The sequence below is a fragment of the Rhodospirillaceae bacterium genome (assembly GCA_018660465.1).
Lineage (GTDB): Bacteria > Pseudomonadota > Alphaproteobacteria > Rhodospirillales > JABJKH01 > JABJKH01.
Genome location: JABJKH010000089.1, coordinates 139075 through 161806, shown reverse-complemented (window position 1 = coordinate 161806; position 22732 = coordinate 139075). Strand labels below are relative to the sequence as shown.

Below are 22732 nucleotides of genomic sequence, written 5' to 3'. Positions count from 1 at the left end.
TCTGCCCTCATTTCCCGCTGCCGTCAATCAGACGTTCCATCGCGCGGCGTTGTCGTTCTTGGTATCCGTCGGGTTGTTTTGTATCGGCACTTTGCGGTTTGGGTGCAATCATTTTTTGGAGAGTCTTTTCAGTTTGTTTGCGGATGGCATCTTCGGCTTTCTTTTTAGCTTGGGCGGCGGCTTTTGTGCCCTTTTTTGCGGTCTCTTCTGGGATCAAGGCATAAAGCTCCTTGGCACCGAATTTAATGACCGGCATGGTCTTTGCCGTTGTCAGCCATTTCGGCTGTTCCTTGATCGGATAGACCCACTGAACGGCCAAGTAAACAAGGCAGATGAGTACGGCACCACGTACGATGCCGAATAAAAATCCCAAGGAACGGTCGAGCGCATTGAGGGCACTTGCCTGGATGCGACTGCTAATTGACCGGGTAAAGATAAAAAGAATAATCAGGCTGACGATGAATATAGCGGCACCTGCTGCGATGGCGGCTAAGGTTTCATTCTTTATGTACATCTGAGCATAGGGCTGAACATACGGAAGCCCATAAAGGGTCGCGAATATCGCGCCGACCCAGCCCACCACAGACAATGTCTCATGTGCAAAGCCGCGCATATAGGCCAAGAACGCGGAAATCAGCAGCACCACGCCAACGCCGATATCGACTATATTGATGGGTAAATTATCCATGACCGGCAAATCCAATGCTGTTGGATTCCGAGCTTTGGAAAATCTCAAGGAGTTCAGATAGGTGCCCGATCTCTTGAATTTTTAAGTTGGTGGCACCGCGTTTGGCCTTGCCCCGCCACTTCGGAATGATGGCTTGGGTGAAGCCAAGTTTTTCTGCTTCCCTGAGCCGGTTGTCTGTCTGCGACACGGCGCGAACTTCGCCAGACAAACCAATTTCGCCGAATATGACCGAGTCGGTGGGGACGGGGACGCCACTCGCTGATGATGCCAGGGCTGCTGCGACCGCCATATCAGCCGCTGGCTCGGCGATCTTTAAGCCGCCCGCGACATTCAGGTAGACATCATTGCCACCCACCGCCATGCCGCAGCGGGTTTCCAGCACAGCCATAACCGTCGCCAGCCGACTTGAATCCCAGCCGACAACGGCGCGGCGCGGGGTTCCAAGTGCAGATGGGGCGAGCAGGGACTGGATTTCGACCAGCATGGGGCGCGAGCCTTCCATGCCAGCAAAGACGCACGCGCCGCTGATATCACCGGTGCGTTCGGAGAGGAACAACTCGGATGGATTGTTCACTTCCGACAATCCACCATCGGTCATTTCAAAGACGCCAATTTCGTCGGTTGGTCCGAAGCGATTTTTTACCGCGCGCAAAATTCTAAACTGATGGCCGCGCTCGCCTTCGAAATACAGTACTGTATCGACCATGTGTTCGAGCACTCGGGGGCCGGCAATCTGCCCTTCCTTGGTGACATGACCCACGAGGATCAAGGTGAAACCGCGCTGCTTGGCGACTCGAATGAGTTCCTGAGACGATGTTCGGACTTGCGCCACCGTGCCTGGTGCAGATTCCAAATTATCCAAATACATGGTCTGGATTGAATCAATGATCACCAAGTCCGGCGGGTTAGATTCTTCTAATGATGCAACGATATCACGAACAGAAGTCGCCGCCGCGAGACGGACTGGCGCATCGGCAAGCCCCAGCCGTTCCGCGCGTAGCCTCAGTTGATCAATGGATTCTTCGCCGGAGATGTAAACGCAACCTGCTGTTTGTGATAGAGCCGCCGTCGCCTGCAACAAAAGTGTCGACTTGCCGATCCCAGGATCGCCGCCAACCAGAAGGGCTGAGCCCGGCACCAAGCCACCCCCTGTGACCCGATCCAATTCATTAATACCTATGACCCGCCGAGGTGGCTGTTTGCCCGTGCCCTTAAGCCCTACGAATTCAATTTTTCGACCGCGCTTGGATCCCAGGCCCTTCGGCACGGACGCGGAAGAAGCTTCTTCCGCCATCGTGTTCCAGGCATTGCAGGCATCACAGCGACCGGCCCATTTATTGGACGTTGCGCCACATTCCTGGCAGACATACTGGGTTGCATTACGGGCCAAAGGCGGTCTCCTAAAAATAAATAAATCAAACGAGAGAAGCCAGTCTCTAACCTATCTTGGGCCTATCCCGCTAGTTGTTTTGGGCCTTCGGTCTGTATAGGGCCTTCCGCACGCCCATGGATAAATTGATCCACGTACGGATTGCCAGAGTTATCAATGTCATCAGTCGAACCAAACCAAATTATTTCACCGCCATAAAGAAAGGCGATGCGGTTGGCAATTTTACGCGCACTTGCCATGTCATGGGTAATAGACAGGGCCGTCGCTCCTACTTCCCGGGTGATTTTTACGATCAGGTCATTGATGACATCAGCCATGATCGGGTCTAGCCCGGTGGTTGGCTCGTCGAAAAAGATGATCTCCGGGTCAGATGCTATGGCGCGGGCCAGGCCAACGCGCTTTTGCATGCCGCCGGAAAGTTCTGCAGGCGACATATCGGCAATATCGGCCGCTAGTCCCGCCATGGCGAGTTTCTCAATGGCGATTTTTTTTGCTTCGATTCGATCCACTTTTTTTTGTGCCAGCAATCCAAAGGAAACGTTTTCCCAGACGGGAAGACTGTCGAATAGGGCCGCCCCTTGAAACAACATGCCGAATTTGTCGTTGATGTCGTCGCGTTCAGATTGGGAGATGCCCACCACGGACTGGCCATCAACTTCAATCTGGCCGTCGTCGGGTGTTAACAGCCCCAAGATACATTTCAGAGTGACAGATTTTCCGGTACCGGACCCGCCGATGATCACAACCGATTCGCCAACACCGATGTCCATGTTCACGCCGTCCAAAACCGCCTTGGGGCCAAATGCCTTCTTGACCCCGCTTAATTTGATTTTGGGATGAGCATTCGTCATTTAATGAACAGCAATTCCGTTAAGACGTAGTCGAGACATAGGATTAAGATGGAGGCTGAAACCACGGCGTTTGTCGTCGCCGTACCGACGCCCTGCGCGCCGCCCTTGGAGTTATAGCCATGGTAGCAGCCCATCAGGGTGACGATGAAGCCGAATACGGCAGCCTTGATCAGGCCGGAGTTCACGTCTTCAGCACGCAAGAATTCATAGGTGCTTTTCAAGTAGTTGGTGGCGTTGAAATCCAGCTTATAGACCGCAACCAAATAGCCGCCAAAGACACCAATCACGTCAGCAATCAGTACCAGCACTGGGAACATCAGCACACCTGCAATCAGCCGAGGGGCGACCAGGTATTTCATCGGGTTGGTGCTCAGCGTGGTCAGCGCATCAATTTGTTCTGTCACCCGCATGGTGCCGATTTCGGCAGCCAACGACGCGCCGATGCGTCCCGCAACCATAAGGCCGGCAAGAACAGGGCCGAGTTCCCGAGTGATGGACAGAACGACGACGTTCGCAATGGCCCCTTCTGCAGAAAAACGCGCGAATCCGGTGTAGCTTTGGAGCGCCAGCACCATGCCTGCGAAAATTGCCGTCAGGCCGACAACCGGGAGGGAGTAATATCCGATATCAACCATTTGGCGACCGATGATGCGAAAATAAAACGGCGGCCGAAAACAATGTGATACGCCGGAAATGGTGAACAGCGTCATCCGTCCAGCGGCGCCCAAAAAGGCGAGAAGAATGCGTCCGATAGGTTGAAGGAAATTCATAACCGTCTATCCAGCCCCCACATAGGTTCTACGATAACGCGCCCCCAACGATGTCAGCAGCTCATAGCCGATGGTGTCAGCGTCGATAGCAACTTGATCCAATGGATTATCAGGGCCAATAAGGTCAACCAATTCCCCCGTGCGCGCCTGCTTTGGGGAAACGTCCGTCACATCAAGAGTAATCAAATCCATGGAAACGCGTCCCACTATTGGTGTCCGAACACCACCCAAATACCCACAGCCGGAATTCCCTAAAGAGCGCAAAAATCCGTCGGCATAACCTGCTGCTACGGTGGCAATCCGGCTGGGTCCAGCAACGCGGTGAGTGGCACCATAGCCAACGGTCTGAGGGGTGTCAACGTCACGAACTTGAAGGATTTTTCCTTGTAATCTAACCACTTGAGCCATGGGATTCGGGACGCTGGTCAACGGACAAAGTCCGTAAAGGGCAGCGCCCGGGCGAACCAGATCAAAGTGGTATTGAGGACCGAGAAAAATACCTGATGAGGCCGCGAAGGACGCCGTAGCCGATGGCAATCTGCTCAATGCATTCTTGAAGGCAGCAAGTTGTTCCTGGTTTAGCGGATGCTCCGCATCTGACGCGCAGGCGAGATGAGACAAAATAGTGCGAAGTTCGAACCCTTTCAGTTGGTCTGGGTCTTCTGCCAAGCGATCCAGTTCATCCGGCGGCAGCCCCAATCGCGCCATGCCGGTATCAAGGTGAAGGGCTGCCGGTAAGGGTTGGTTTTGGGCTATGCAGAACGCGCGCCACAGACCGACAGCTTCCAAGTTGTTAAGCACAGGTATAAGGCGGTATTCGCGAAACAGGGCCTCGTGTCCGGCAGGGGCACCATTTAGGATGTTGATTTCCACGTCTGGCAGCAGCTCTCTCAGCTGTATGCCTTCATCCGCTGAGGCGACGAAAAACACCCGGCACCCGGCATCGAAAAGAACCGGCGCAACCTTATCCACGCCTAAGCCATAAGCATTGGCTTTGACCACCCCTGCCGTGGTCGCTCCAGGGGCTTGCTTACAAAGCAGCTTATAGTTGGCTGAAATGGCATCCAGGCCGATGGTTAGAATCGCCCCGCTGAGATCATCATGGGGCATGGCGCTAAACTTTTTCACGAGTTGAGGAGCGACTTTTAAGTCTCAAAGAGTTTGCCGCTGAGCACCCTTCGAGTCCCGCCGCTCCGCGTCGCCTCAGGATGAGGGTGTTAAGTGAGAAATTGAAAATAATCAAAATATAATTATACCTCATCCTGAGGAACGCGAGAATCGCGTGTCTCGAAGGGTGCTCAGCGGCACCATGCTGATGGGAATGTATGGTGAGAATGTCCCCCATCAATCTTGCCTCACGCTAGCCTTCCCCCATATGGCTCCGGTCGAGATTACTAAATCTGGTGAACTCGCCCTGGAAGTGGAGTTCGACCTTGCCGATGGGGCCGTGGCGTTGCTTGGCGACGAGGACTTCGGCGACGTTTCGAACGTTGTTAAGACGTTGTTCCCAGCGGTCCCTCTTTTCAATGAAGTGGTCGTCTTTTTCATCCGGGCGCTGCATGGGTTCTGACCGATCTAGATAATATTCTTCCCGGAAGATGAAACTCACGATGTCTGCATCCTGTTCGATGGAGCCTGATTCCCGGAGGTCGGAGAGCTGAGGGCGTTTGTCTTCGCGCTGCTCGACCGCTCGAGATAGCTGTGACAAGGCGATCACCGGAACTTCCAATTCTTTTGCAAGGGTCTTGAGCCCTCGCGTAATTTCAGAAACTTCGTTTACCCGCCCGTCGTTGCGCGATGTTGGATTACCCGCAATAAGCTGGAGATAATCGACAACGATCAGTCCCAATTTATGTTGGCGCTTAAGCCGTCGTGCCCGCGTTCGAAGCGCACTAACAGTAAGCGCCGGCGTATCGTCGATATAGAACGGCGTTTTATAGAGTTGTTGGCTGCCAACGACCAAGCGTGAAAATTCGTCATTAGACAGTTCGCCCTTGCGCATGCGATCAGACGAAATATTGGTTTGTTCTGAAATAATCCGCGCGGCCAATTGCTCAGCCGACATTTCTAGGGAGAAAAATCCGACGACAGCGCCTTCTTCGCCGTTGGATTGAAGATAGGAATAGGCAGCGTTATACGCGATGTTGGTGGCGAGTGCAGTCTTGCCCATAGAAGGGCGCCCAGCGAGGATAATTAAGTCAGACGGATGAAGGCCGCCCAGCATCTTGTCCAAATCAATCAATCCAGTGGTAACGCCCGCAAGAGCCCCTTCTCGTTTGTGGGCGGCTTGGGCCAATTCAATGGTTGCCAAAACGGAGGCTTTAAATTCTTGGAACCCGCCTTCGTATTCGCCGGATGTCGCGAGATCATAAAGGCTTTGCTCCGCTGATTCAATTTGCCCCGTCGCCGTTTCTTCGACATCACCGCTATAGGCCCTGTTGACCAAGTCTTCGCCCAAGTTGATAAGCTCGCGCTTCAAGTGCAGGTCATAAACGATTTGGCCGTAATGCCCGGCGTTGCCAACGGTGATGACGGATGTCGCTAAATCTACCAAGTAAGCCGGCCCGCCAATCTCGGCCAACAGCTCATCTTGTTCGAAATAACGTTGCAGGGTCACCACGTCGGCGATTTGTCCCTTTTCGACCAGCGTTGTTACCGCCTCAAAAATTCGACCATGTTCGGCAATGGAGAAATGTTCCGGGCGCAAAAATTCGGAGACCTTTTCGTGCGCCCGATTGTTGGCAAAGATCGCGCCAAGCAAAGCTTTTTCAGCTTCTACGTTGTGAGGCGGCGTGCGAAATGTTGAAGCCTGCCCGTCAGATTGGGGGGCATCGTTCGAAGCGAAGGGTGTTACTGTTGTCGGCATGGCCCGAACATTACTTCATAAGTTCTGTGATTACCCCACATGTGCCCTGTGGAACACGGGGAGAAGATCATTCTTCTGTGGGTAAGAATTATAACGCCAGCCGGAACGATGACATAGCGTTAGGCGTGTTGCTCAGCGTCCTTCGAGACGCGCTCTGGTGAGCGCTCCTCAGGATGAGGGGTGTATATGTGTATGATATTAAATGAATATTTTAACATCCTCATCCTGAGGAGACTGCAAAGCAGTCGTCTCGAAGGACGCTCGGCGGTTTAATGTTGGTGAGTTAGGTATCGTTCCTAAACCGCGCAAATCCCCACATTTATGCGAATCGCGCACAAAAAAACGGCGCATCCGGAAGCAATATCGCGAACGCGCCGTTTTAGAACTAACGTCTGATTGATGCCAAATTAGGCGTCTTTTTCTTCGCCAGCGTCGTCTGCTTCTTCTACAGCAGGCTCTTCAGCTGCTTCATCAGTTTCAGCTGAGGCCGTCTCGGCTGCGTCTTCAGCAGGCTCTTCGGCTTCGCCGTCAAAATTCTCTGGCGCAGCGCCTTCGTCAAACACTTCTTCAGCATGGGCTGCTTCTTGTAGGTTTAGTGCCTCTTCTTCGTCTTCACCAAGGACGGCCCGACCAGTTTTCGTCTGGATATCGGCTTCTTCCTGAGTTCGTGCGACGTTCGCAGTGATTTCGATGGCAACCTCAGGGTGCAGATCAACCTGAACCTTATAGACGCCAAGCGCCTTAATGGGGTCAGCAAGGCGAATTTGCGAGCGGGTCACGGTGTTGCCCGCATCGGTCATTGCTGTCGCTATATCGCGGGCGTTAACGGAGCCATAAAGCTGGCCAGCGTCACCTGCTTGGCGAATGAGGATAATGGAAATATCCCCCATTTGCTTGGCAACGCTTTCCGCTTCGGAGCGTTTTTCGAGGTTCGCGGCCTCAAGCTGAGCGCGTTGCGTCTCGAAGTATTTCTTGTTCTCTTCGGTTGCCCGGCGCGCTTTCTTTTGCGGCAGCAGGTAATTGCGTGCAAAGCCTGATTTGACGTTCACGACTTCGCCCATCTGACCCAAGTTTTCAATTCTTTCTAAAAGAATGACATCCATCACTCGTTCTCCTCGTTCCTGCTCAACGCTGGTAAGCGCTGGCGTAGGTTATACCATTGTTCGACAATACCAACACCGGCAACCACAATCGCCGCCCAGCTGGACATTAATAAAGCCACATACGTCCCCACAAGCATCGCCGTGGGGAAATTAACAAAACGCGCCACCGAATGAATGATCGCAAGCCCTAGAAAAAAGAAAGGCGTGGCCGTGATCATCGCAAGATTGCGCCCCATATACTCCAAATCTCCACTACCGATCAATGCTAGGAATGCAGATCCAACTACAAACCATGAAATCCAGTCCGGTAATGTCAGCCCTCTATAAGAAGGCGTCGGTCTTAAATTTTTTCCCAGCTTCTTAGCCAGTCTTTGTGCCAGCACGCCATTGGCGGCAATCATGAATATCCATGACGTTCCCAGTGCCCCCGGGAATATCGCGGCCAACCCACTGACAATGATGGTTCGCCGACCCTCGTCCAGGGCGGGTGCCATCAATGCTAAGGCTTGGCTTAGCTTGCCATATATCTCGTCCTCAATTCCCGTCTCCGATCCGAAGACGGTAAACACGGCGATCATAAACAATCCCGCCGCCAAGACCGCTAACCAACTTACCACGACACCCGCTGAAGCCCATTGAGCGCTTCCGTCAGGTGCTGTTTCCGCACTCAACGCGTACCGAACAAGCAAGACGGCCGGTACCGCATTGATTAACCCATAAAGCCCGGCGTTGAAGGTCGACCCAACCATCCCCGCGATAACAAAGCCAGCCGCCGCAGCGACTGTCGCCATCCGAAGCCCGAGGGTCAGCCCCACCATCATCACAGGCAGTGGCGCCAGATAGGCAAAAACCAAAGCCCCCGGCAATCCCAAGACAATTGTCATGGATGCCACTGCGCTTAGTATGCCACCGCCGACGGCGATGAGGATATCCCGGTGCATCGCCTTCTCCCTGCTGTTTGTTCTAGGTTATAGGGAACCCTGACAGACAGCGTCGATCAATTACCTAACTGACGACGTAGGGAATCAATGCCATGAAACGAGCCCGCTTGATGGCTTTCGCCAGTTCACGTTGTTTCTTAACTGAAACGGCCGTGATTCGACTGGGCACGATTTTTCCACGCTCGGAAACGTAACGCTGCAACAACCGCACGTCTTTATAATCAATCTTGGGAGCGCCCGGTCCGGTAAAAGGACAGGTTTTCTTGCGGCGGAAGAACGGACGGCGCGCGCCGCCTTTGGCGTCATCATCACTCATTACGCGTCTCCTTCTTCTTTAACTTCGGGTGTATCAGCTTCCGCTGCCTCGACCGCGGGTGCTTCATCTGCGGGTGCTTCAGCTGCCGGTGCTTCAGCTGCCGGTGCCTCAGGTTTCGTTTCCCCGGCATCGCGATTTTCATAAGGCTTGTCGCGGCGTGGGCGATCTTCCCGGTTGCCACGGCTCTGCATGATCACAGATGGGCCTTCGGATAATTCATCAAGCCGAAGCGACATATGGCGGAGAACGTCTTCGTTCAGCCCCATTTGGCGTTCCATCTCGTGCAATGCGGCAGCAGGTGCATCGATATTCATCAGGACATAATGTCCCTTGCGGTTCTTCTTGATCTTATAAGCAAGACCCCTAAGACCCCAGTTTTCCCGGCTGGCAACTTTGCCGCCTTCGTCTTCGATGACTTTGGTGAAACCGTCGGCAAGTGCTTCGACTTGTTCCGCGGTGATATCCTGACGTGCGATAAACACGTTCTCATAGTATGACAAAATTTGTCTCCCTTCGGATTTTCTCAACCCATATTTATGCGGGCATAGCCAAGCCAGTCCTGGCAGAGAGTGAAGGGCGCGAAATATACATATATTTTCTCGCCATGCAAGGGCCCCTTAAAAGGCGGCACACTAAACTTGACAGAAGCCGTTCAGCCGCTATCACTGCCGCTATCACTACACGAATTTTTGGTGTAATTAATGAGGCTCTAAATTAGAGTTGTTTCAAGGGTATAGAATGACAAAAGCATTTGTATTTCCGGGCCAGGGTTCTCAGGCTGTCGGTATGGGTAAAGAACTGGCCGAAGCGTTTGCGCCAGCTCGCGAAGTATTTGAAGAGGTCGACGAGGCTCTTAAACAAAAGCTAACAAAGTTAATGTTTGAAGGCCCGGAAGAAGACCTCACCCTAACCGAAAACGCCCAACCAGCGCTGATGGCGGTCAGCTTGGCCTGTGTTCGGGTTCTACAAAAAGAGGGCGGGGTGGATTTTGCCACAGATGCGCAATTCGTTGCGGGGCATTCGCTGGGTGAATACTCGGCGCTGGCTGCTGCGGGAACGTTTGAACTGGCTGATACGGCACGATTGCTGAAGACGCGTGGACAAGCCATGCAGGCCGCTGTGCCTGTGGGCGAAGGGGCGATGGCGGCACTCCTGGGATTGGAATTAGAAGATGCCCAGGCTGTTGCCGAGGAAGCCGCTCAGGGCGAAATCTGCACGGCAGCGAATGACAATGCTTCAGGGCAGGTGGTTTTAAGTGGCAATCGCGCCGCCGTCGAACGGGCGATTGAGATTGCTTCGGAACGTGGCGCACGCCGAAGTGTATTGCTGCCGGTAAGTGCACCTTTCCATTGTGCCCTGATGGCACCGGCAGCGGATGTCATGGCTGAAGCTTTGGCGGATGTGAAAATGGTGGCACCTGCGGTTCCCCTGATTGCCAATGTTACCGCTTCTGCTCAAAATGACGTCAACGAAATTCGACAACTGCTTGTGGAGCAAGTCACCGGCATGGTGCGCTGGCGCGAAAGTGTTCTTTATATGAAAGAAAACGGTGTCGATACATTGGTCGAGATTGGTGCGGGCAAGGTTCTGACCGGGCTGGCACGCCGCATTGATCGTGACCTAAGTGGTGTTGCGGTTGGAACGCCTGAGGGTATAGAGGCTTTTCTCGCCTAAAATTAAAGACCGAAAGGAATAAAGCTATGTTCAACCTGGCAGGCAAAAATGCACTGGTGACCGGAGCATCCGGCGGAATCGGTGGAGAGATTGCTAGGGTGCTGCACGCTCAAGGTGCGACCGTGACGCTCAGTGGGACCCGGGTTGACGCGCTGGAAGCCTTGGCCAAGAACCTGGGGGATCGCACGCATGTGGTTGCTGCTCGCTTAGGCGAAGACGGTGCGGCTGAGACCTTGGCCAAAGAAGCGGCTGAGGCCATGGGAAGTGTTGATATACTGGTTAACAATGCCGGTCTAACCCGTGATGGATTGGCCATGCGAATGAAGGACGAAGATTGGCAGCAAGTCATAGACGTCAATTTGACGGCATCATTCCAGCTTATCCGGACCTGTCTGCGCGGCATGATGAAGGCGCGCTGGGGACGGATCATTTCAATCTCATCAGTCGTCGGCGTGATGGGCAATCCAGGTCAGATAAACTATGTCGCGTCCAAGGCGGGCATGATCGGCATGTCCAAGTCCCTGGCCCAAGAAGTCGCCAATCGGGGGATTACTGTTAACTGTGTTGCCCCGGGATTTATTGAATCGCCGATGACAGAAGCCCTCAACGACGATCAAAAAGAAAAAATCCTTATGGGCATACCAAAGGGTACGATGGGAACGCCACAGGATGTCGCCAATAGTGTACTTTATCTGGCGAGCGATGAAGCTGCTTATGTCACCGGCCAGACTTTGCATGTTAATGGCGGGATGGCTATGATTTGAGAACTGCTTGTTCTGAGCACTGGTCATCGTGAAAAAAGTATGATACGAAGCGGTGAAAATCACCACACCGTAGCGGTGCATTACGCTGAAAGTGGTGCTAAGTATTTGAATATCAACAGTTTCTTAGTTGGGGAAAGAGTAATATGAGTGATGTCGCCGAGCGCGTAAAAAAGATCGTTGTTGAACACCTTGGCGTTGATGAAGCTAAAGTCGTTGATAACGCGAGCTTTATCGATGATCTTGGAGCGGACAGTCTCGACACGGTCGAGCTTGTGATGGCGTTCGAAGAAGAATTCAACTGCGAAATCCCCGATGATGCGGCGGAAAACATTTTGACCGTCAAAAACGCCATCGATTTCATTGATTCGCAAAGCTAAGCGAAGAGGCCATAGTGTGAGCAATGGGCCGGAATTGTCGTTTTAAGCAAAACTGGCTTACCACGGTCTCATTTTCCAAGCAGTCTTAAAATCTACAGGTTGTCATGAAACGCGTAGTCGTTACCGGAATCGGTCTTGTGACCCCCTTGGGGTGCGGCGTTGATCACGTCTGGAATCGTTTGCTTAAGGGCGATTCGGGCATACGTGCCATCGAATCGTTCGATGTCTCCGATTTACCGGCGAAAATCGGCGGAGAGGTTCCCCGTGGGGAAACTGCTGACGGGTTGTTCAATGCTGACGACTGGGTTCCGCCGAAGGACCAGCGCCGCATGGACGCGTTTATCCAGTATGGCATGGGTGCCGCACAGATGGCGGTTCAAGATTCTGGGTGGATGCCCGAAGACGATGAAAGCCGGTGCCGCACAGGCGTGTTAATTGGTGCCGGGATCGGCGGACTGCCGGAAATTTCAAAGAGTGCAAAAATTGTCGAAGATCGGAATGTGCGGAAGCTCAGTCCCTTCTTCATCCCTGCCAGCTTGATTAATTTGGTCTCAGGTCATGTCTCCATCAAGTATGGATTTAAAGGGCCGTGCCACGCGGTTGTTACAGCATGTTCCAGTGGTGCTCACGCGATTGGCGATGCGGCGCGTATGATTATGCTGGATGATGCCGATGTCATGGTTGCCGGCGGTGCAGAAGCTGCCATGTGCCGGCTCGGCGTTGCTGGGTTTGCCCAAGCGCGGGCACTATCGACGAATTTCAATGACACACCAGAAAAAGCATCTCGCCCTTGGGACCAAGACCGGGATGGATTTGTCATGGGCGATGGCTCCGGCATCGTTGTGCTGGAAGAATTGGAGCACGCGAAAAAGCGTGGTGCGAAGATTTATGCTGAACTTATCGGCTACGGCATGTCAGGCGATGCGAATCACATCACCGCACCGGCGAGCGATGGCAACGGCGCGTTTCGCTGCATGACGATGGCGATGAAGCGGGCTGAATTGAACCCGGAAGATGTCGACTACGTCAATGCGCATGGGACGTCTACGCCGCTGGGTGATTCCATTGAACTTGGTGCTGTCAAACGTCTGTTCGGTGATGCGGCGTATAAACTGTCGATGTCTTCGACCAAGTCTGCAATCGGTCACCTTCTTGGGGCTGCCGGTGCTGTTGAGGCAATTTTCTCTATCTTGGCGATGAACAATAGTATCGTACCGCCGACCTTGAATTTGGATAATCCATCGGAAGGCTGCGATCTTGATTTGGTTCCTCATACGGCCAAAGAACGCCCGGTTCGCGCCATTCTGTCCAATTCATTTGGATTTGGCGGGACAAACGCGTCACTCGTCTTCACTTCCCATTCCTAATTAGATTAGGATAATGCGGCATGAGCCGCTCTGTACGCATCTTCGCAACTTTATTTATCCTCCTGCTCATCGGCGGAGGCATGGCTGGTGGTTTATTTGCCTTCGGCTATGCACAGTTTGTGAAACCAGGCCCTCTTCAAGTCCCGGCAACCGTGGTTATTGCCAAGGGCGCGGGATTAGAATCCATCGCCGATCAATTGCACCGAGACGGCATCTTGCAATACCCCTTGGTATTTCGTCTGGGAGCCCGTCTGACAGAGGCGGATAAGCGACTCAAAGCAGGAGAATATGTCTTCCCACGCGGTGTAACGCCACAGGGTATATTGGTTCTTCTGCAAAGTGGTAAAACCGTGGTACGCCGCTTGACCATGGCGGAAGGGCTGACCTCTTTTGAAGTTATAAAAAGGCTGAACGCGGTAGAAGGATTGTCAGGGAAGGCAGACTTTTCACCTGAAGGATCCTTGCTGCCGGAAACGTATCATTTCTCACTTGGTGACAGCCGTCAAAAACTTGCCGACCGTATGAGCGCCGATATGCAGCGCGCGCTGAATTTGCTTTGGATGAGTAGAGAAGCAGACCTGCCGCTAAAATCTCCTGAGGAGGCCCTTATTCTGGCGTCCATCGTGGAAAAAGAAACTGGAGTCGCCAGCGAGCGGGACCGAGTTGCCGGTGTTTTCATCAATCGCTTGCGCCGTGGTATGAAATTACAATCCGACCCGACCGTCGTTTATGGAATTTCCCTGGGGAAGAGAGCTTTAGGAAGACCTCTTACTCGCACTGATTTAAAAAATCCCACGCCTTATAATACCTACACAATTGACGCTCTACCGCCGGACCCCATTACCAATCCCGGCCGTGCCGCCATCGAAGCAGTCCTGCATCCTGCCCGAACAGAAGAGCTTTACTTCGTCGCCGATGGCTCAGGCGGCCACGCCTTTGCCAAAACCCTGTCAGAACACAATCGCAATGTGGCGCGTTGGCGGAAGATTCAGAGACAAAAATCAAAGTCGGCTAAGTAATTCATTAGCGGAACTCGCTTTCAATCGTTTCGCTTCCAACCCAAATGCGGACTCGCCACGACTCTACCGTGGGCGAATGCTTTTGATCCGTTTCAGTCTTTGGACCGAAGTGACATACGACTAAAACAGGTGCTACGATAACGATCTATCTGGTCGAAATGTTTATCAGGAACAAAGAAGATGAAAACGAAGCCGTTTGTTATTGCGCCGCAGGACTACGGGCGCGCACTTGATGTCGCGGGAACTAAGGTAAATGTGTTGGTATCCAACAAAGAAACGGGCGGCTATGAAGTTACCTTTCAGGAAGGCGAAGAAGGAACTGGCCCGCGGTTACATAGCCACGGCTGGGACGAGGCCTTCTTTGTTTTGAGGGGCACGGCAGAGTTCAAATACTCTGAGGAGACTGTGTTGTGCGAGCCGGGTACGCTAGTTCACCTTCCCGCCGGTACGGCACATGGCTATACGTTCGGACCCGGTGGCGGAGCGGTACTAGAACTTGCTGGTGACGGCAGCAACGCCACGCAGATGTTCACGAACATGGATCGGGAATTTCCACCGGGGCCCCGGGATATAGAAAAAGCGAAGGCGGTTCTCGCAGAGAACGGCGTTACGCAGGAAGTAAATTCTGCCGGGGAGCGTTAGAAGTGCCGTCTTTTGGCTAAATTCAGACCATCTCAACACTATTGATCAATGTCTGCTATGTGGTGGAAACCTAACGATTTTGAATTCCTTAGAAAAGGACCTATTTTTAGGAGCATTTTCTTTGTGGTTACTTTTTCTTTGGTAACCGATTCACAATCGGATCCATAAGCATTGTCGGCAACGCAGACATAAGCCACACGACCGCATACATTAGAAACGGGAAGGCGATCCGGGGTTTGTTGTTGGCCAATCCCATTTTGATGATGTTAGCCGCCTTTGGAGCCGTCATTAAAAGGGGCATGTAAAACTTATTTTTTTCGGTAATTCGGCTTTCCACGAAGCCAGGACAAATTACGGATACCTTGATTCCATCATTACTGAGCGACCCACGCAAGGCTTCGCCATAGGATCTGACAGCGGCTTTGCTGGCACTATAAGCAGGCGCGCTGGGCAGGCCACGAAATCCTGCTAGGGAACTCATTAAAGCCAACTGTCCCCGCTTTCGGCTGATCATTCTTGGAATGATCGGCAGGACTGTGTTTAAGACACCGTCCACATTTGTTGCAAATATTTGTCGCGATAGTTCTTCGTTTTGTGAGTCTGATCCTCCCGAAATACCCGCGTTGGCTACCACCAGATCAAGCGGTGCTTGCGAATCGGCGTCTAATATCCACGTTGCCATGGCGCTTTGATCGGTAACACTTATCGTCTGCTCAAATACTTTTGCGCCTTTTTCTCTGCAGGCCTGAGCGATTTTGATAAGTCTATTTTGATCCCGTCCTGACAGGAAGAGGTCGACGTTCGGTCCCGCGTAAACCAAGGCAAGCGCGGCCCCAATGCCGCTGGATGCGCCGGTAATTAAGATCGATGTCGGATGTTTACTCATACTTCCTTATAGGAGGATCAGAGAAGAAGGGAAACGGCATAGCTTGTTGCGGGAATTGGACACGGTTATAACGGGTAACATAAATTTTTGTTATTAGGGTAAGAACATGCCGGTTTCCAGCATGACAGGGTTCGCCAGGGTTGAAGGTCATACCGATACATTTGCTTGGTCGTGGGAGCTGAAAAGCGTCAACGGCAAAGGTAGGGACTTGCGCTGTCGATTGCCCAACGGGCTCGACCATTTGGAACAACCGGTTCGCGAGCAGGCCGGAAAGCGATTGCAACGCGGAAACGTCTTTCTAAACCTCGCATTGAATTCGACCCAGGATACCAGCGGCTATCAAGTCAATTATGATCAGTTGGAAAAGGTTCTAAAACTGCTGCCGGATTTGGAGTCCCGGATTCCAGAATTATCGCCGCCCAGCTTCGATGGATTGTTGGGGCTCAAGGGGGTTATCGAAACCACCAAAGAGGAACTATCGGACGAGGCTCAAAAAGCTCTGGATGGTTCGGTCCTTGCTGGCTTGGATGAGGCGCTGGAGGCGCTTGTAAAATCCAGAGACATTGAGGGCACGAAGCTTCAAACGGTGTTGGATGCGCAGCTTAATAGCATTGCGGACCTGTGCGAACAGGCCGGTCAATTAGCGGCAACTCAGCCGGCGACCTTAAAGGCGCGGCTACAGGCCCAAGTTTCGGAATTATTGGACGCAGCAGTCCCTTTGCCGGAAGAACAATTGGCGCGGGAAGCCGCATTGTTGGCGGCGAAGGCAGATGTACGAGAGGAATTAGACCGCCTTGCGGCCCACGTGGATGCAGCACGGGAACTGCTTGCATCTGGTGAAGCGGTCGGCCGTCGTTTGGATTTCTTGTGTCAGGAATTTAACCGTGAAGCCAATACCCTTTGTTCCAAATCGACCGACTTGGAATTAACCCGTGTTGGCTTGGAACTTAAGGCCACAATTGATCAGTTGCGAGAGCAGGTGCAAAACATTGAGTGACGAACTCCAAAAAGATATGGCTGATAAAATTGTTCGACGTGGCCTCATGCTGGTGATGTCATCCCCGTCAGGTGCGGGAAAGACGACGATTTCTAGGGAGTTGATGCGGTTGGATGACAACTTAATCATGTCTGTCTCCGCGACCACGCGTGCGCCGCGTTCAGCGGAGGTTGAAGGAAAAGACTATTTCTTTGTCGATCATGACGGCTTTAAAAATATGCTGGAGGAGAATGAATTTCTGGAACATGCGGAAGTCTTCGGTAACTTTTATGGTACCCCTCGTGGCCCGGTTGAAGCTGCTTTGTCCAAGGGGCAGGATGTATTGTTCGATGTAGACTGGCAGGGAACCCAGCAATTAGAAGAAAGTGCCGGCAAGGACTTGGTCAGTATTTTTATTTTGCCACCATCGACCGCTGAATTGGAACGTAGGTTGACGACAAGGGCACAAGATAGTGAGGATGTCGTCCGGAGCCGTATGGCTAAGGCGGCTGACGAAATGAGCCACTTTCAAGAATATCAGTATGTTATCGTAAACCATGATGTGTCTGAAAGCGTTGTCGAGGTTCAGTCGATTTTGCGTGCCGAACGACTGAAGCGAGCACGCCAAATCGGGCTGCACGAATTTGTTACAAATTTGCGCGAAGGCTGATATCAAGTCTCATCAAGTGCCCGTGCCAACGCGCAGAATTGGCTGATTTCAAGTTCTTCCGCACGGGCGGTAGGGTTTATATCCATCGCTTCCAAATTCAAATTGAGAGACTTGAGGCTGGTTCTCAGCATCTTCCGTCGCTGTCCGAAAGCAGCTCGTGTAATTTTTTCCAGCGCCTCCCAGCGGGCAGGTGCCAAGGGTTCAGCCCGTGGTTGCAGGGTAATAACAGAACTCGAAACTTTTGGCGGTGGCGTAAAAGCCTTTGGTGACACATTAAACTCTGACCGCACGTCACACAGCCACTGGGTGATAATGGCGAGCCGACCATAGGCTTTGCTGCCGGGCTGCGCTGCCAGTCTGTCCGCAACTTCTTTTTGAAACATTAGAGTCATGCTCTCCCACTCCCGCGCTTGGCGGAGCCAATTGAGCAGTAGGGGGGTGCCAATGTTGTAGGGCAGATTTGAAACAATTTTTCGCGGCGCTGGGACGAGTTCGGCTAAATTGGTCTCCAGCGCGTCAGCAGCAATAATTTTAAGGCGGCCTGGGTAAGCCTCCTCCAACTCTCGCAAGGCCACCGTGCTGCGTTCATCTTTTTCGATGGCTGTGACAGACACCGCCTCAGACTCGAGCAAAGATCGTGTGAGCCCGCCGGGGCCTGGACCAACCTCCACCACATGCCGTCCTTGTAAGGTCCCTGCTGACCTGGCGATACGCTGGGTCAAGTTGAGGTCGAGCAGAAAATGCTGACCTAGGCTCTTTTTAGCGCGCAGGCCATGGCGAGAAATAACATCGCGGAGGGGGGGCAATAACGTGCTCATTTTACGCCACCAGTCGTCGGCGACGCACCGCCATGTTGGCGGCCAAATTTAGCGCAGAGATCAGACTGCTCTCATTGGCGATTCCCTTTCCGGCGATATCCAGTGCCGTACCATGGTCGGGCGAGGTTCTGACAAATGGTAAACCAAGTGTCACGTTGACCGCTTGGTCAAATTCCAGAGCCTTTATGGGGATGAGTGCTTGGTCATGATACATGCAAATGGCGGCATCGTACGTCTTGCGTAGATCTGGGCTAAACATTGTATCAGGTGGCAGAGGTCCTGTGACTTGTATGGCGTCGTTCGCCAAGGCAGCAATTGCAGGTTCTATTATCGTTGCCTCTTCGTCGCCCATAGCGCCACCCTCTCCAGCGTGAGGGTTAAGCCCGGCAACGGCGATGCGGGGTTCCGAAATACCAAAATCTCTGCTGAGTGCCCTGTGGGTGACACGGGCCGCGTGAACAATCGCATCTGATGTGAGTTGTTCAAGGGCTTGGCGAAGGCTGACGTGAATGGTTACCGGCACAACCCGTAGATCATGCCCGGCCAACATCATAACAGGCGGAGAATTTGTCTTTGCAAGTGCAGCCAAATATTCGGTGTGGCCCGGATAAGAAAATCCTGCACTGTAAAGAATTTCTTTTTGAATTGGATTGGTGACGATGCCGCCAGCGTCTCCGGCCAGAGTGAGACGGACCGCTGTTTCAATCGACTCCAAAACAGCTGATGCCGTATCTTTCGTCGGTGTCCCTGGGGTGGTCCTGACGGGTCTACCCACCGGCAAAACCGGCAAGGCATTCAAAAACACATCGGAGGTCTGATCTGGCGTGTCGATAACCGTGATCGGAACTTCAATACCAAATTCTTGCGAGAGATCAGTCAGTCGATCTGGATCATCGATAACAAAAAATGGCGCCCCTAATTCCTTGCGCAGCAGCCACGCTTTGAGCGTTACTTCGCCGCCAATTCCAGCGGGTTCCCCCATGCTTAATGCGAGAGGTCGTGCATTATCCCCGGAGCCCGGGGTATGCGGCGTCATAGCCGAATATCGACGAATGCTTGCCGGCGCAGATCACGAAGGTAACGTTGCGCCATCCGCCCAAGTCGCTGGTTGAGCAATTGTCCCTTAACCTGCTTGCGAATTGTCAGCTTGGTGTTTTTCTTTTTTTTGCCAAGCTTATTGCACAGCATGTAGATCGCGATGCCGTTGGTCTTTTTAATGAGTTCAGTGCTTTCGTTAATTTTAAGTTTGGCAACCAGAGGGACCAAGTCTGGTGCTAAACTTGATAACTTGATCTTGTTTATATTCAGCGAAGTCGAGCCAACTTTTTTTCCATATTGTTCCAAGTTCTTGCACGTCTTTGATTGAGCTTTGGCATCCTTCGCAATTTTTAATTTTTGTGCAACGTCCAGCTCTGACGGGTTTGAGGGCAAGGGCAGGTAGAATTGATGCACCGATACAATTGGATCAACGTTTTTGTTTTCTTCTTGCGGCTTTCTTTGGCTATGAAGCAGTAAAATGAAATATCCATTTTTGGTTCTAATTGGTTGTGATATTTGACCCGGCCGCATGTTTGCTATTGCGGCATCAATATTAGGGTCTAATTGCCCCGCCCGAAGCCAGCCCCGATCACCGCCGCGATTAGCCGTTGGGCTCTTCGAATAGTTTTTAGCAAGCGCCTGAAAACTGGCACCTTGCTCTAACTGTTGGACAATAGACGTCGCTTGATTGGCGATTTGGGTTTCTCTGTCAGGATTGTCGACGGGCAGGAATATCTCCATGATCCGGTGCTCAGGTCGTCCCTTATTGAGCTCAATTTGACGGATGCGGTCTTTTATTTCCTCTTCACCGATCTTAACCCTGAAACCCAAAACTCGGTTTATCACCTTGTTCCAAGCTATATCAGCATTAAACTGACCATTGAGGACGTTCTGACTCAGCCCAGCCCGACTGACGAAACGGGACAGTCCCCCTTTAGGGAAATTCAATTGCCCTTCGACGAACCTAATATGACGCTGTAATTCTGCTTGGGAGGCCTTAATGCCAAGCCGCTTCGCCTCTTGTAGTTTTAGCTTCTCATCAATGAGGCGATCTAAAACTTTTTTTGTAAACCGTTGCCGAGTTTCCGCATCGTTCCGGCCATTGGTCGTAATGATATTCCAGGAAATACGACTTTGTAGATCGTAGGCAGAAATAATTTCTTCATTGACCACCGCCGCAATGCCAAGGGTCTGCGCCGCCACCAGATTTGAAGGCAGACTCCCGACCAACAATAAAACGAAAACGATCCCTGATTTCATAGCGACCAAATGTCTCGCTGAATTCCAGATATTCACGATATTATAATACCTCTATGACTTGAATTCTGCAATTCCCGTGTCTTCTTGTCTGTGGGGCGAGGCTCGCCTTAGTATTACTCACCAAGTGATGTTCCTGTTTGTACGGCTCCGAGTGTTTTTAAGGTCACTCTGAAGGTTATCGAATCCGTTGGCGTCAAATCACGATCCTCAAAAAACGTTCGAGATAAATTCGTTGCGATCAAACAGCACTCGTTTTCATAGGATACGTTAAGATTTGCAGCGCGCATCTGTCCTCCCCCTGCCAAATCACGAACAGCGGATGCAGACGTTCGCCAGTTTCGGTTTAACTGCGATGAAATATTCATACTAATTTCTTCGCGGGAAGAAAATTCATCATCTTCTTGGCGGTCGAGAAACAGATAATTTGCCCCTACACGAAATAGCGGTGCGCCGAAAGTAAATTCAATCTCGTTTCTAGCCGGAGATAAATTTTCTTTACTAATGCGTGTGCGGTAGGTGAGATCGACGAGCTTTATTGGCTTGACCTGGACTCGGGCAACAATATCAGAGAAATGATCTTCAAGTCCGGAAAGCGCGGCGAACGTGTTGTCACGCCTGACTCGGTAGCTCTGTCCAATCAGGAATCCCGTACTTCCCCCGTCACGACCATATATATCCCACTTAAGGCCATAGTTAATTCGAGGGCCACTTTCAACTCTGTCGAGACCGGAGAAGCGGCTGCTTCGAAATAGGTTGGTGTCATCAAATTCGAAATCGACACTGTCTTCGTTAGGAATTTTCCCCGTATTCCCGCCATAAGGGCTGAGGACCACCGATGCGATAGGTTCAATTACCTGATGCCCTGAACCCTGTTGTCTGACGAATGGGTGCCGCCAGCTGAGCGTTAATTCCGGCAAAAGACGGCCGGAGAATCCAGTAAAATCCTCAGGCGCGTCGGAACGCGGAAGTTGACCGACGTTGTAAAAATCTCCAAGCATTTTGGCGGACAGCTTGAAAGCGTCCCCAAAGCTTGTAAAAAAGGGAACTTCCCATCCGCCGCGAATCGATAGACGTCTCGTATCGTTGCTGCCGGTTCGAGTTAACGCCAATAAGTTTACGTCCAGGACTGTCCGTCCCCCCAGACGGTCGGGCTGTCCGACATGGTTGTAGTCAATAAGCGGTGCGACAAGAGGCGTGGTGCTAAATTTATCGCCTTGTTCAAGTCCTTGGAATGCATAGGCATTGGCCGAAATATAATTTCGCCCCCGAAACCCTTCGGTGAATAGATGGGTCACCAAACTGTCTGGAGATCCTGATGATAACGCGGTGCGATCAGACTCGAAACCATAGCGCCGGATATAGGTGCCATCGATACTTCGGTTGACATCGAAACCCCAACGCCAAGTTTGGTCAATGTCAAAACGTCCCTTGGTCCCCATATGGCCGCGCCATTCATTGTCCAAATTGTAGGTCAAGCTACCGCGGAAATCAATTCGACCGTTTTTAAGGAACTCCCGATATTCAAGGGCGAGAATAGCGCGCTCTTTTGTCGTTATAATCGGTGTAACGGTTAGGTCACTTCGTTTGTTTAGGGCAAAGTAATAGGGAGTTTGAAGGGTTGTTCCCAAATCGGATGAGTTGCCAATTTTGGGGATCAACAGCCCGGACCGGCGTTTTACAGTTGGGTCAGGATGGGCAAAATACGGCGTGTACGCAACTGGAACTCCAAAAATTTCTAACGTTGCGTCACGATATTCAATCCGCTGTTTTGATTTGTCGTGGATAATCCTTACGGCACGTAATTGCCAAAATGGCGGCGCGGTCGGATCTTCTTCACACAAGTTACAAGGCGAATAGACAGCGTTCCTCATTTCAAGAATATTGGCATTCGATCGTCTGGCACCCGTTGCTGCGAATCGGGATTTATCGGCTAGGATCAAGCCAATATCCTCAATAATTCCGTCCTTCATGTCGCCCGTGACTTCTAGTCTCTTGGCGAAGATGACATCGCCGTTGGGCTCTAAAATAGAAACATTTCCTGTTGCGGTTAGAACGTCCGCTTTTTGGTCGTAGGATATATCATCGGCGTACATCAGCCGACCTTCCTGCGAGACCTCGACTTTACCAGTCGCTGTGATGATCTGATTTTTGCGGTCGAAGGTCATTTGATCCGCACTGAAGGAAACGGGCGGCTCTTCATCGGTTGGCGCTGGTGTTTGGGCGAGCGCATTAACGTTGAGAAGGCACAGCAACACGGCAACGGCCGAAAACCGTCTCAAGAATTTTAAAGTATTTTGATTTGCCTGACTCATTTGT

The 22732-nt window shown here is 52.0% G+C and carries 23 protein-coding genes; 8 read left to right on the top strand and 15 right to left on the bottom strand.

Annotated elements, in window-relative coordinates:
- Positions 1–7 precede the first annotated feature (7 nt).
- The 10 genes from HOM51_14950 to rpsF form a co-directional block, all read right to left on the bottom strand.
- On the bottom strand, positions 8–688 hold the full coding sequence (locus HOM51_14950; protein MBT5035809.1) for a CvpA family protein: 681 nt from the start codon (positions 686–688) through the stop codon (positions 8–10).
- Positions 681–2078: a DNA repair protein RadA gene (gene radA / locus HOM51_14945; protein MBT5035808.1), complete on the bottom strand. Its 1398-nt coding sequence runs from the start codon at positions 2076–2078 to the stop codon at positions 681–683. The genes HOM51_14950 and radA overlap by 8 nt, the downstream gene beginning before the upstream one ends.
- Positions 2079–2140: 62 nt before the next feature.
- Complete coding sequence (locus tag HOM51_14940; GenBank protein MBT5035807.1) at positions 2141–2929, bottom strand: ATP-binding cassette domain-containing protein; 789 nt, start codon at positions 2927–2929, stop codon at positions 2141–2143.
- Positions 2926–3699 (bottom strand): ABC transporter permease, encoded by a 774-nt coding sequence (locus tag HOM51_14935; GenBank protein MBT5035806.1) that lies wholly within the window; start codon positions 3697–3699, stop codon positions 2926–2928. The genes HOM51_14940 and HOM51_14935 overlap by 4 nt, the downstream gene beginning before the upstream one ends.
- A 6-nt stretch (positions 3700–3705) precedes the next feature.
- Positions 3706–4809 (bottom strand): alanine racemase, encoded by a 1104-nt coding sequence (gene alr / locus HOM51_14930; GenBank protein MBT5035805.1) that lies wholly within the window; start codon positions 4807–4809, stop codon positions 3706–3708.
- 250 nt (positions 4810–5059) lie between these two features.
- Positions 5060–6565 (bottom strand): replicative DNA helicase, encoded by a 1506-nt coding sequence (locus HOM51_14925; protein ID MBT5035804.1) that lies wholly within the window; start codon positions 6563–6565, stop codon positions 5060–5062.
- Between the two features lie 407 nt (positions 6566–6972).
- Complete coding sequence (rplI, locus tag HOM51_14920) at positions 6973–7668, bottom strand: 50S ribosomal protein L9 (GenBank protein ID MBT5035803.1); 696 nt, start codon at positions 7666–7668, stop codon at positions 6973–6975.
- On the bottom strand, positions 7668–8609 hold the full coding sequence (locus HOM51_14915; protein ID MBT5035802.1) for a DUF2232 domain-containing protein: 942 nt from the start codon (positions 8607–8609) through the stop codon (positions 7668–7670). Before HOM51_14915 ends, rplI begins: the two co-directional genes overlap by 1 nt.
- 64 nt (positions 8610–8673) lie before the next feature.
- The gene (locus HOM51_14910) at positions 8674–8925 is read right to left on the bottom strand and encodes a 30S ribosomal protein S18 (GenBank protein ID MBT5035801.1); all 252 of its coding nucleotides are present in this window, start codon (positions 8923–8925) and stop codon (positions 8674–8676) included.
- Positions 8925–9425, bottom strand: coding sequence for a 30S ribosomal protein S6 (rpsF, locus tag HOM51_14905; GenBank protein MBT5035800.1), 501 nt, complete (start codon positions 9423–9425; stop codon positions 8925–8927). Before rpsF ends, HOM51_14910 begins: the two co-directional genes overlap by 1 nt.
- A gap of 238 nt (positions 9426–9663) precedes the next feature.
- Here rpsF and fabD point away from each other — a divergent pair, with 238 nt between their 5' ends.
- From fabD to HOM51_14875, 6 genes are all read left to right on the top strand, one after another.
- The gene (gene fabD / locus HOM51_14900; GenBank protein ID MBT5035799.1) at positions 9664–10599 is read left to right on the top strand and encodes an ACP S-malonyltransferase; all 936 of its coding nucleotides are present in this window, start codon (positions 9664–9666) and stop codon (positions 10597–10599) included.
- Between the two features lie 26 nt (positions 10600–10625).
- Positions 10626–11363 carry a 3-oxoacyl-[acyl-carrier-protein] reductase gene (fabG, locus tag HOM51_14895; protein ID MBT5035798.1) on the top strand — a complete coding sequence of 246 codons (738 nt, stop codon included), beginning with the start codon at positions 10626–10628 and terminating at the stop codon, positions 11361–11363.
- Positions 11364–11506: 143 nt separating this feature from the next.
- A complete protein-coding gene (locus tag HOM51_14890; protein MBT5035797.1) occupies positions 11507–11740 on the top strand; it encodes an acyl carrier protein in 234 nt (77 codons plus the stop codon).
- Positions 11741–11844: 104 nt separating this feature from the next.
- Positions 11845–13107: a beta-ketoacyl-ACP synthase II gene (gene fabF, locus HOM51_14885; GenBank protein ID MBT5035796.1), complete on the top strand. Its 1263-nt coding sequence runs from the start codon at positions 11845–11847 to the stop codon at positions 13105–13107.
- Between the two features lie 20 nt (positions 13108–13127).
- Positions 13128–14126 (top strand): endolytic transglycosylase MltG, encoded by a 999-nt coding sequence (gene mltG / locus HOM51_14880; protein ID MBT5035795.1) that lies wholly within the window; start codon positions 13128–13130, stop codon positions 14124–14126.
- A 180-nt stretch (positions 14127–14306) separates the two neighbouring features.
- The gene (locus HOM51_14875) at positions 14307–14768 is read left to right on the top strand and encodes a cupin domain-containing protein (GenBank protein ID MBT5035794.1); all 462 of its coding nucleotides are present in this window, start codon (positions 14307–14309) and stop codon (positions 14766–14768) included.
- A gap of 127 nt (positions 14769–14895) precedes the next feature.
- Here the strand turns inward: HOM51_14875 and HOM51_14870 are convergent, their stop codons facing one another.
- The gene (locus HOM51_14870) at positions 14896–15654 is read right to left on the bottom strand and encodes an SDR family NAD(P)-dependent oxidoreductase (protein ID MBT5035793.1); all 759 of its coding nucleotides are present in this window, start codon (positions 15652–15654) and stop codon (positions 14896–14898) included.
- Between the two features lie 106 nt (positions 15655–15760).
- Here HOM51_14870 and HOM51_14865 point away from each other — a divergent pair, with 106 nt between their 5' ends.
- A complete protein-coding gene (locus HOM51_14865; protein ID MBT5035792.1) occupies positions 15761–16651 on the top strand; it encodes a YicC family protein in 891 nt (296 codons plus the stop codon).
- Between the two features lie 16 nt (positions 16652–16667).
- Positions 16668–17300, top strand: coding sequence for a guanylate kinase (gene gmk / locus HOM51_14860; GenBank protein ID MBT5035791.1), 633 nt, complete (start codon positions 16668–16670; stop codon positions 17298–17300).
- A gap of 2 nt (positions 17301–17302) precedes the next feature.
- Here the strand turns inward: gmk and rsmA are convergent, their stop codons facing one another.
- The 4 genes from rsmA to HOM51_14840 all read right to left on the bottom strand — a co-directional run bounded on the left by rsmA (position 17303) and on the right by HOM51_14840 (position 22728).
- Complete coding sequence (rsmA, locus tag HOM51_14855) at positions 17303–18118, bottom strand: 16S rRNA (adenine(1518)-N(6)/adenine(1519)-N(6))-dimethyltransferase RsmA (protein MBT5035790.1); 816 nt, start codon at positions 18116–18118, stop codon at positions 17303–17305.
- A gap of 1 nt (position 18119) precedes the next feature.
- On the bottom strand, positions 18120–19154 hold the full coding sequence (pdxA, locus tag HOM51_14850; protein MBT5035789.1) for a 4-hydroxythreonine-4-phosphate dehydrogenase PdxA: 1035 nt from the start codon (positions 19152–19154) through the stop codon (positions 18120–18122).
- A complete protein-coding gene (locus HOM51_14845) occupies positions 19151–20416 on the bottom strand; it encodes a hypothetical protein (GenBank protein MBT5035788.1) in 1266 nt (421 codons plus the stop codon). Before HOM51_14845 ends, pdxA begins: the two co-directional genes overlap by 4 nt.
- A gap of 113 nt (positions 20417–20529) precedes the next feature.
- The gene (locus HOM51_14840; GenBank protein MBT5035787.1) at positions 20530–22728 is read right to left on the bottom strand and encodes an LPS-assembly protein LptD; all 2199 of its coding nucleotides are present in this window, start codon (positions 22726–22728) and stop codon (positions 20530–20532) included.
- Positions 22729–22732 lie beyond the last annotated feature (4 nt).

Bases quoted from the DNA above. Each gene is read 5' to 3' on its own strand.
- HOM51_14950 (MBT5035809.1), bottom strand. From the start codon at position 688: ATGGATAATTTACCCATCAATATAGTCGATATCGGCGTTGGCGTGGTG.
- HOM51_14940 (MBT5035807.1), bottom strand. From the start codon at position 2,929: ATGACGAATGCTCATCCCAAAATCAAATTAAGCGGGGTCAAGAAGGCA.
- HOM51_14935 (MBT5035806.1), bottom strand. From the start codon at position 3,699: ATGAATTTCCTTCAACCTATCGGACGCATTCTTCTCGCCTTTTTGGGC.
- alr (MBT5035805.1), bottom strand. From the start codon at position 4,809: ATGCCCCATGATGATCTCAGCGGGGCGATTCTAACCATCGGCCTGGAT.
- HOM51_14925 (MBT5035804.1), bottom strand. From the start codon at position 6,565: ATGCCGACAACAGTAACACCCTTCGCTTCGAACGATGCCCCCCAATCT.
- rplI (MBT5035803.1), bottom strand. From the start codon at position 7,668: ATGGATGTCATTCTTTTAGAAAGAATTGAAAACTTGGGTCAGATGGGC.
- HOM51_14915 (MBT5035802.1), bottom strand. From the start codon at position 8,609: ATGCACCGGGATATCCTCATCGCCGTCGGCGGTGGCATACTAAGCGCA.
- HOM51_14910 (MBT5035801.1), bottom strand. From the start codon at position 8,925: ATGAGTGATGATGACGCCAAAGGCGGCGCGCGCCGTCCGTTCTTCCGC.
- fabD (MBT5035799.1), top strand. From the start codon at position 9,664: ATGACAAAAGCATTTGTATTTCCGGGCCAGGGTTCTCAGGCTGTCGGT.
- fabG (MBT5035798.1), top strand. From the start codon at position 10,626: ATGTTCAACCTGGCAGGCAAAAATGCACTGGTGACCGGAGCATCCGGC.
- HOM51_14890 (MBT5035797.1), top strand. From the start codon at position 11,507: ATGAGTGATGTCGCCGAGCGCGTAAAAAAGATCGTTGTTGAACACCTT.
- fabF (MBT5035796.1), top strand. From the start codon at position 11,845: ATGAAACGCGTAGTCGTTACCGGAATCGGTCTTGTGACCCCCTTGGGG.
- mltG (MBT5035795.1), top strand. From the start codon at position 13,128: ATGAGCCGCTCTGTACGCATCTTCGCAACTTTATTTATCCTCCTGCTC.
- HOM51_14875 (MBT5035794.1), top strand. From the start codon at position 14,307: ATGAAAACGAAGCCGTTTGTTATTGCGCCGCAGGACTACGGGCGCGCA.
- HOM51_14870 (MBT5035793.1), bottom strand. From the start codon at position 15,654: ATGAGTAAACATCCGACATCGATCTTAATTACCGGCGCATCCAGCGGC.
- HOM51_14865 (MBT5035792.1), top strand. From the start codon at position 15,761: ATGCCGGTTTCCAGCATGACAGGGTTCGCCAGGGTTGAAGGTCATACC.
- gmk (MBT5035791.1), top strand. From the start codon at position 16,668: ATGGCTGATAAAATTGTTCGACGTGGCCTCATGCTGGTGATGTCATCC.
- rsmA (MBT5035790.1), bottom strand. From the start codon at position 18,118: ATGAGCACGTTATTGCCCCCCCTCCGCGATGTTATTTCTCGCCATGGC.
- pdxA (MBT5035789.1), bottom strand. From the start codon at position 19,154: ATGACGCCGCATACCCCGGGCTCCGGGGATAATGCACGACCTCTCGCA.
- HOM51_14845 (MBT5035788.1), bottom strand. From the start codon at position 20,416: ATGAAATCAGGGATCGTTTTCGTTTTATTGTTGGTCGGGAGTCTGCCT.
- HOM51_14840 (MBT5035787.1), bottom strand. From the start codon at position 22,728: ATGAGTCAGGCAAATCAAAATACTTTAAAATTCTTGAGACGGTTTTCG.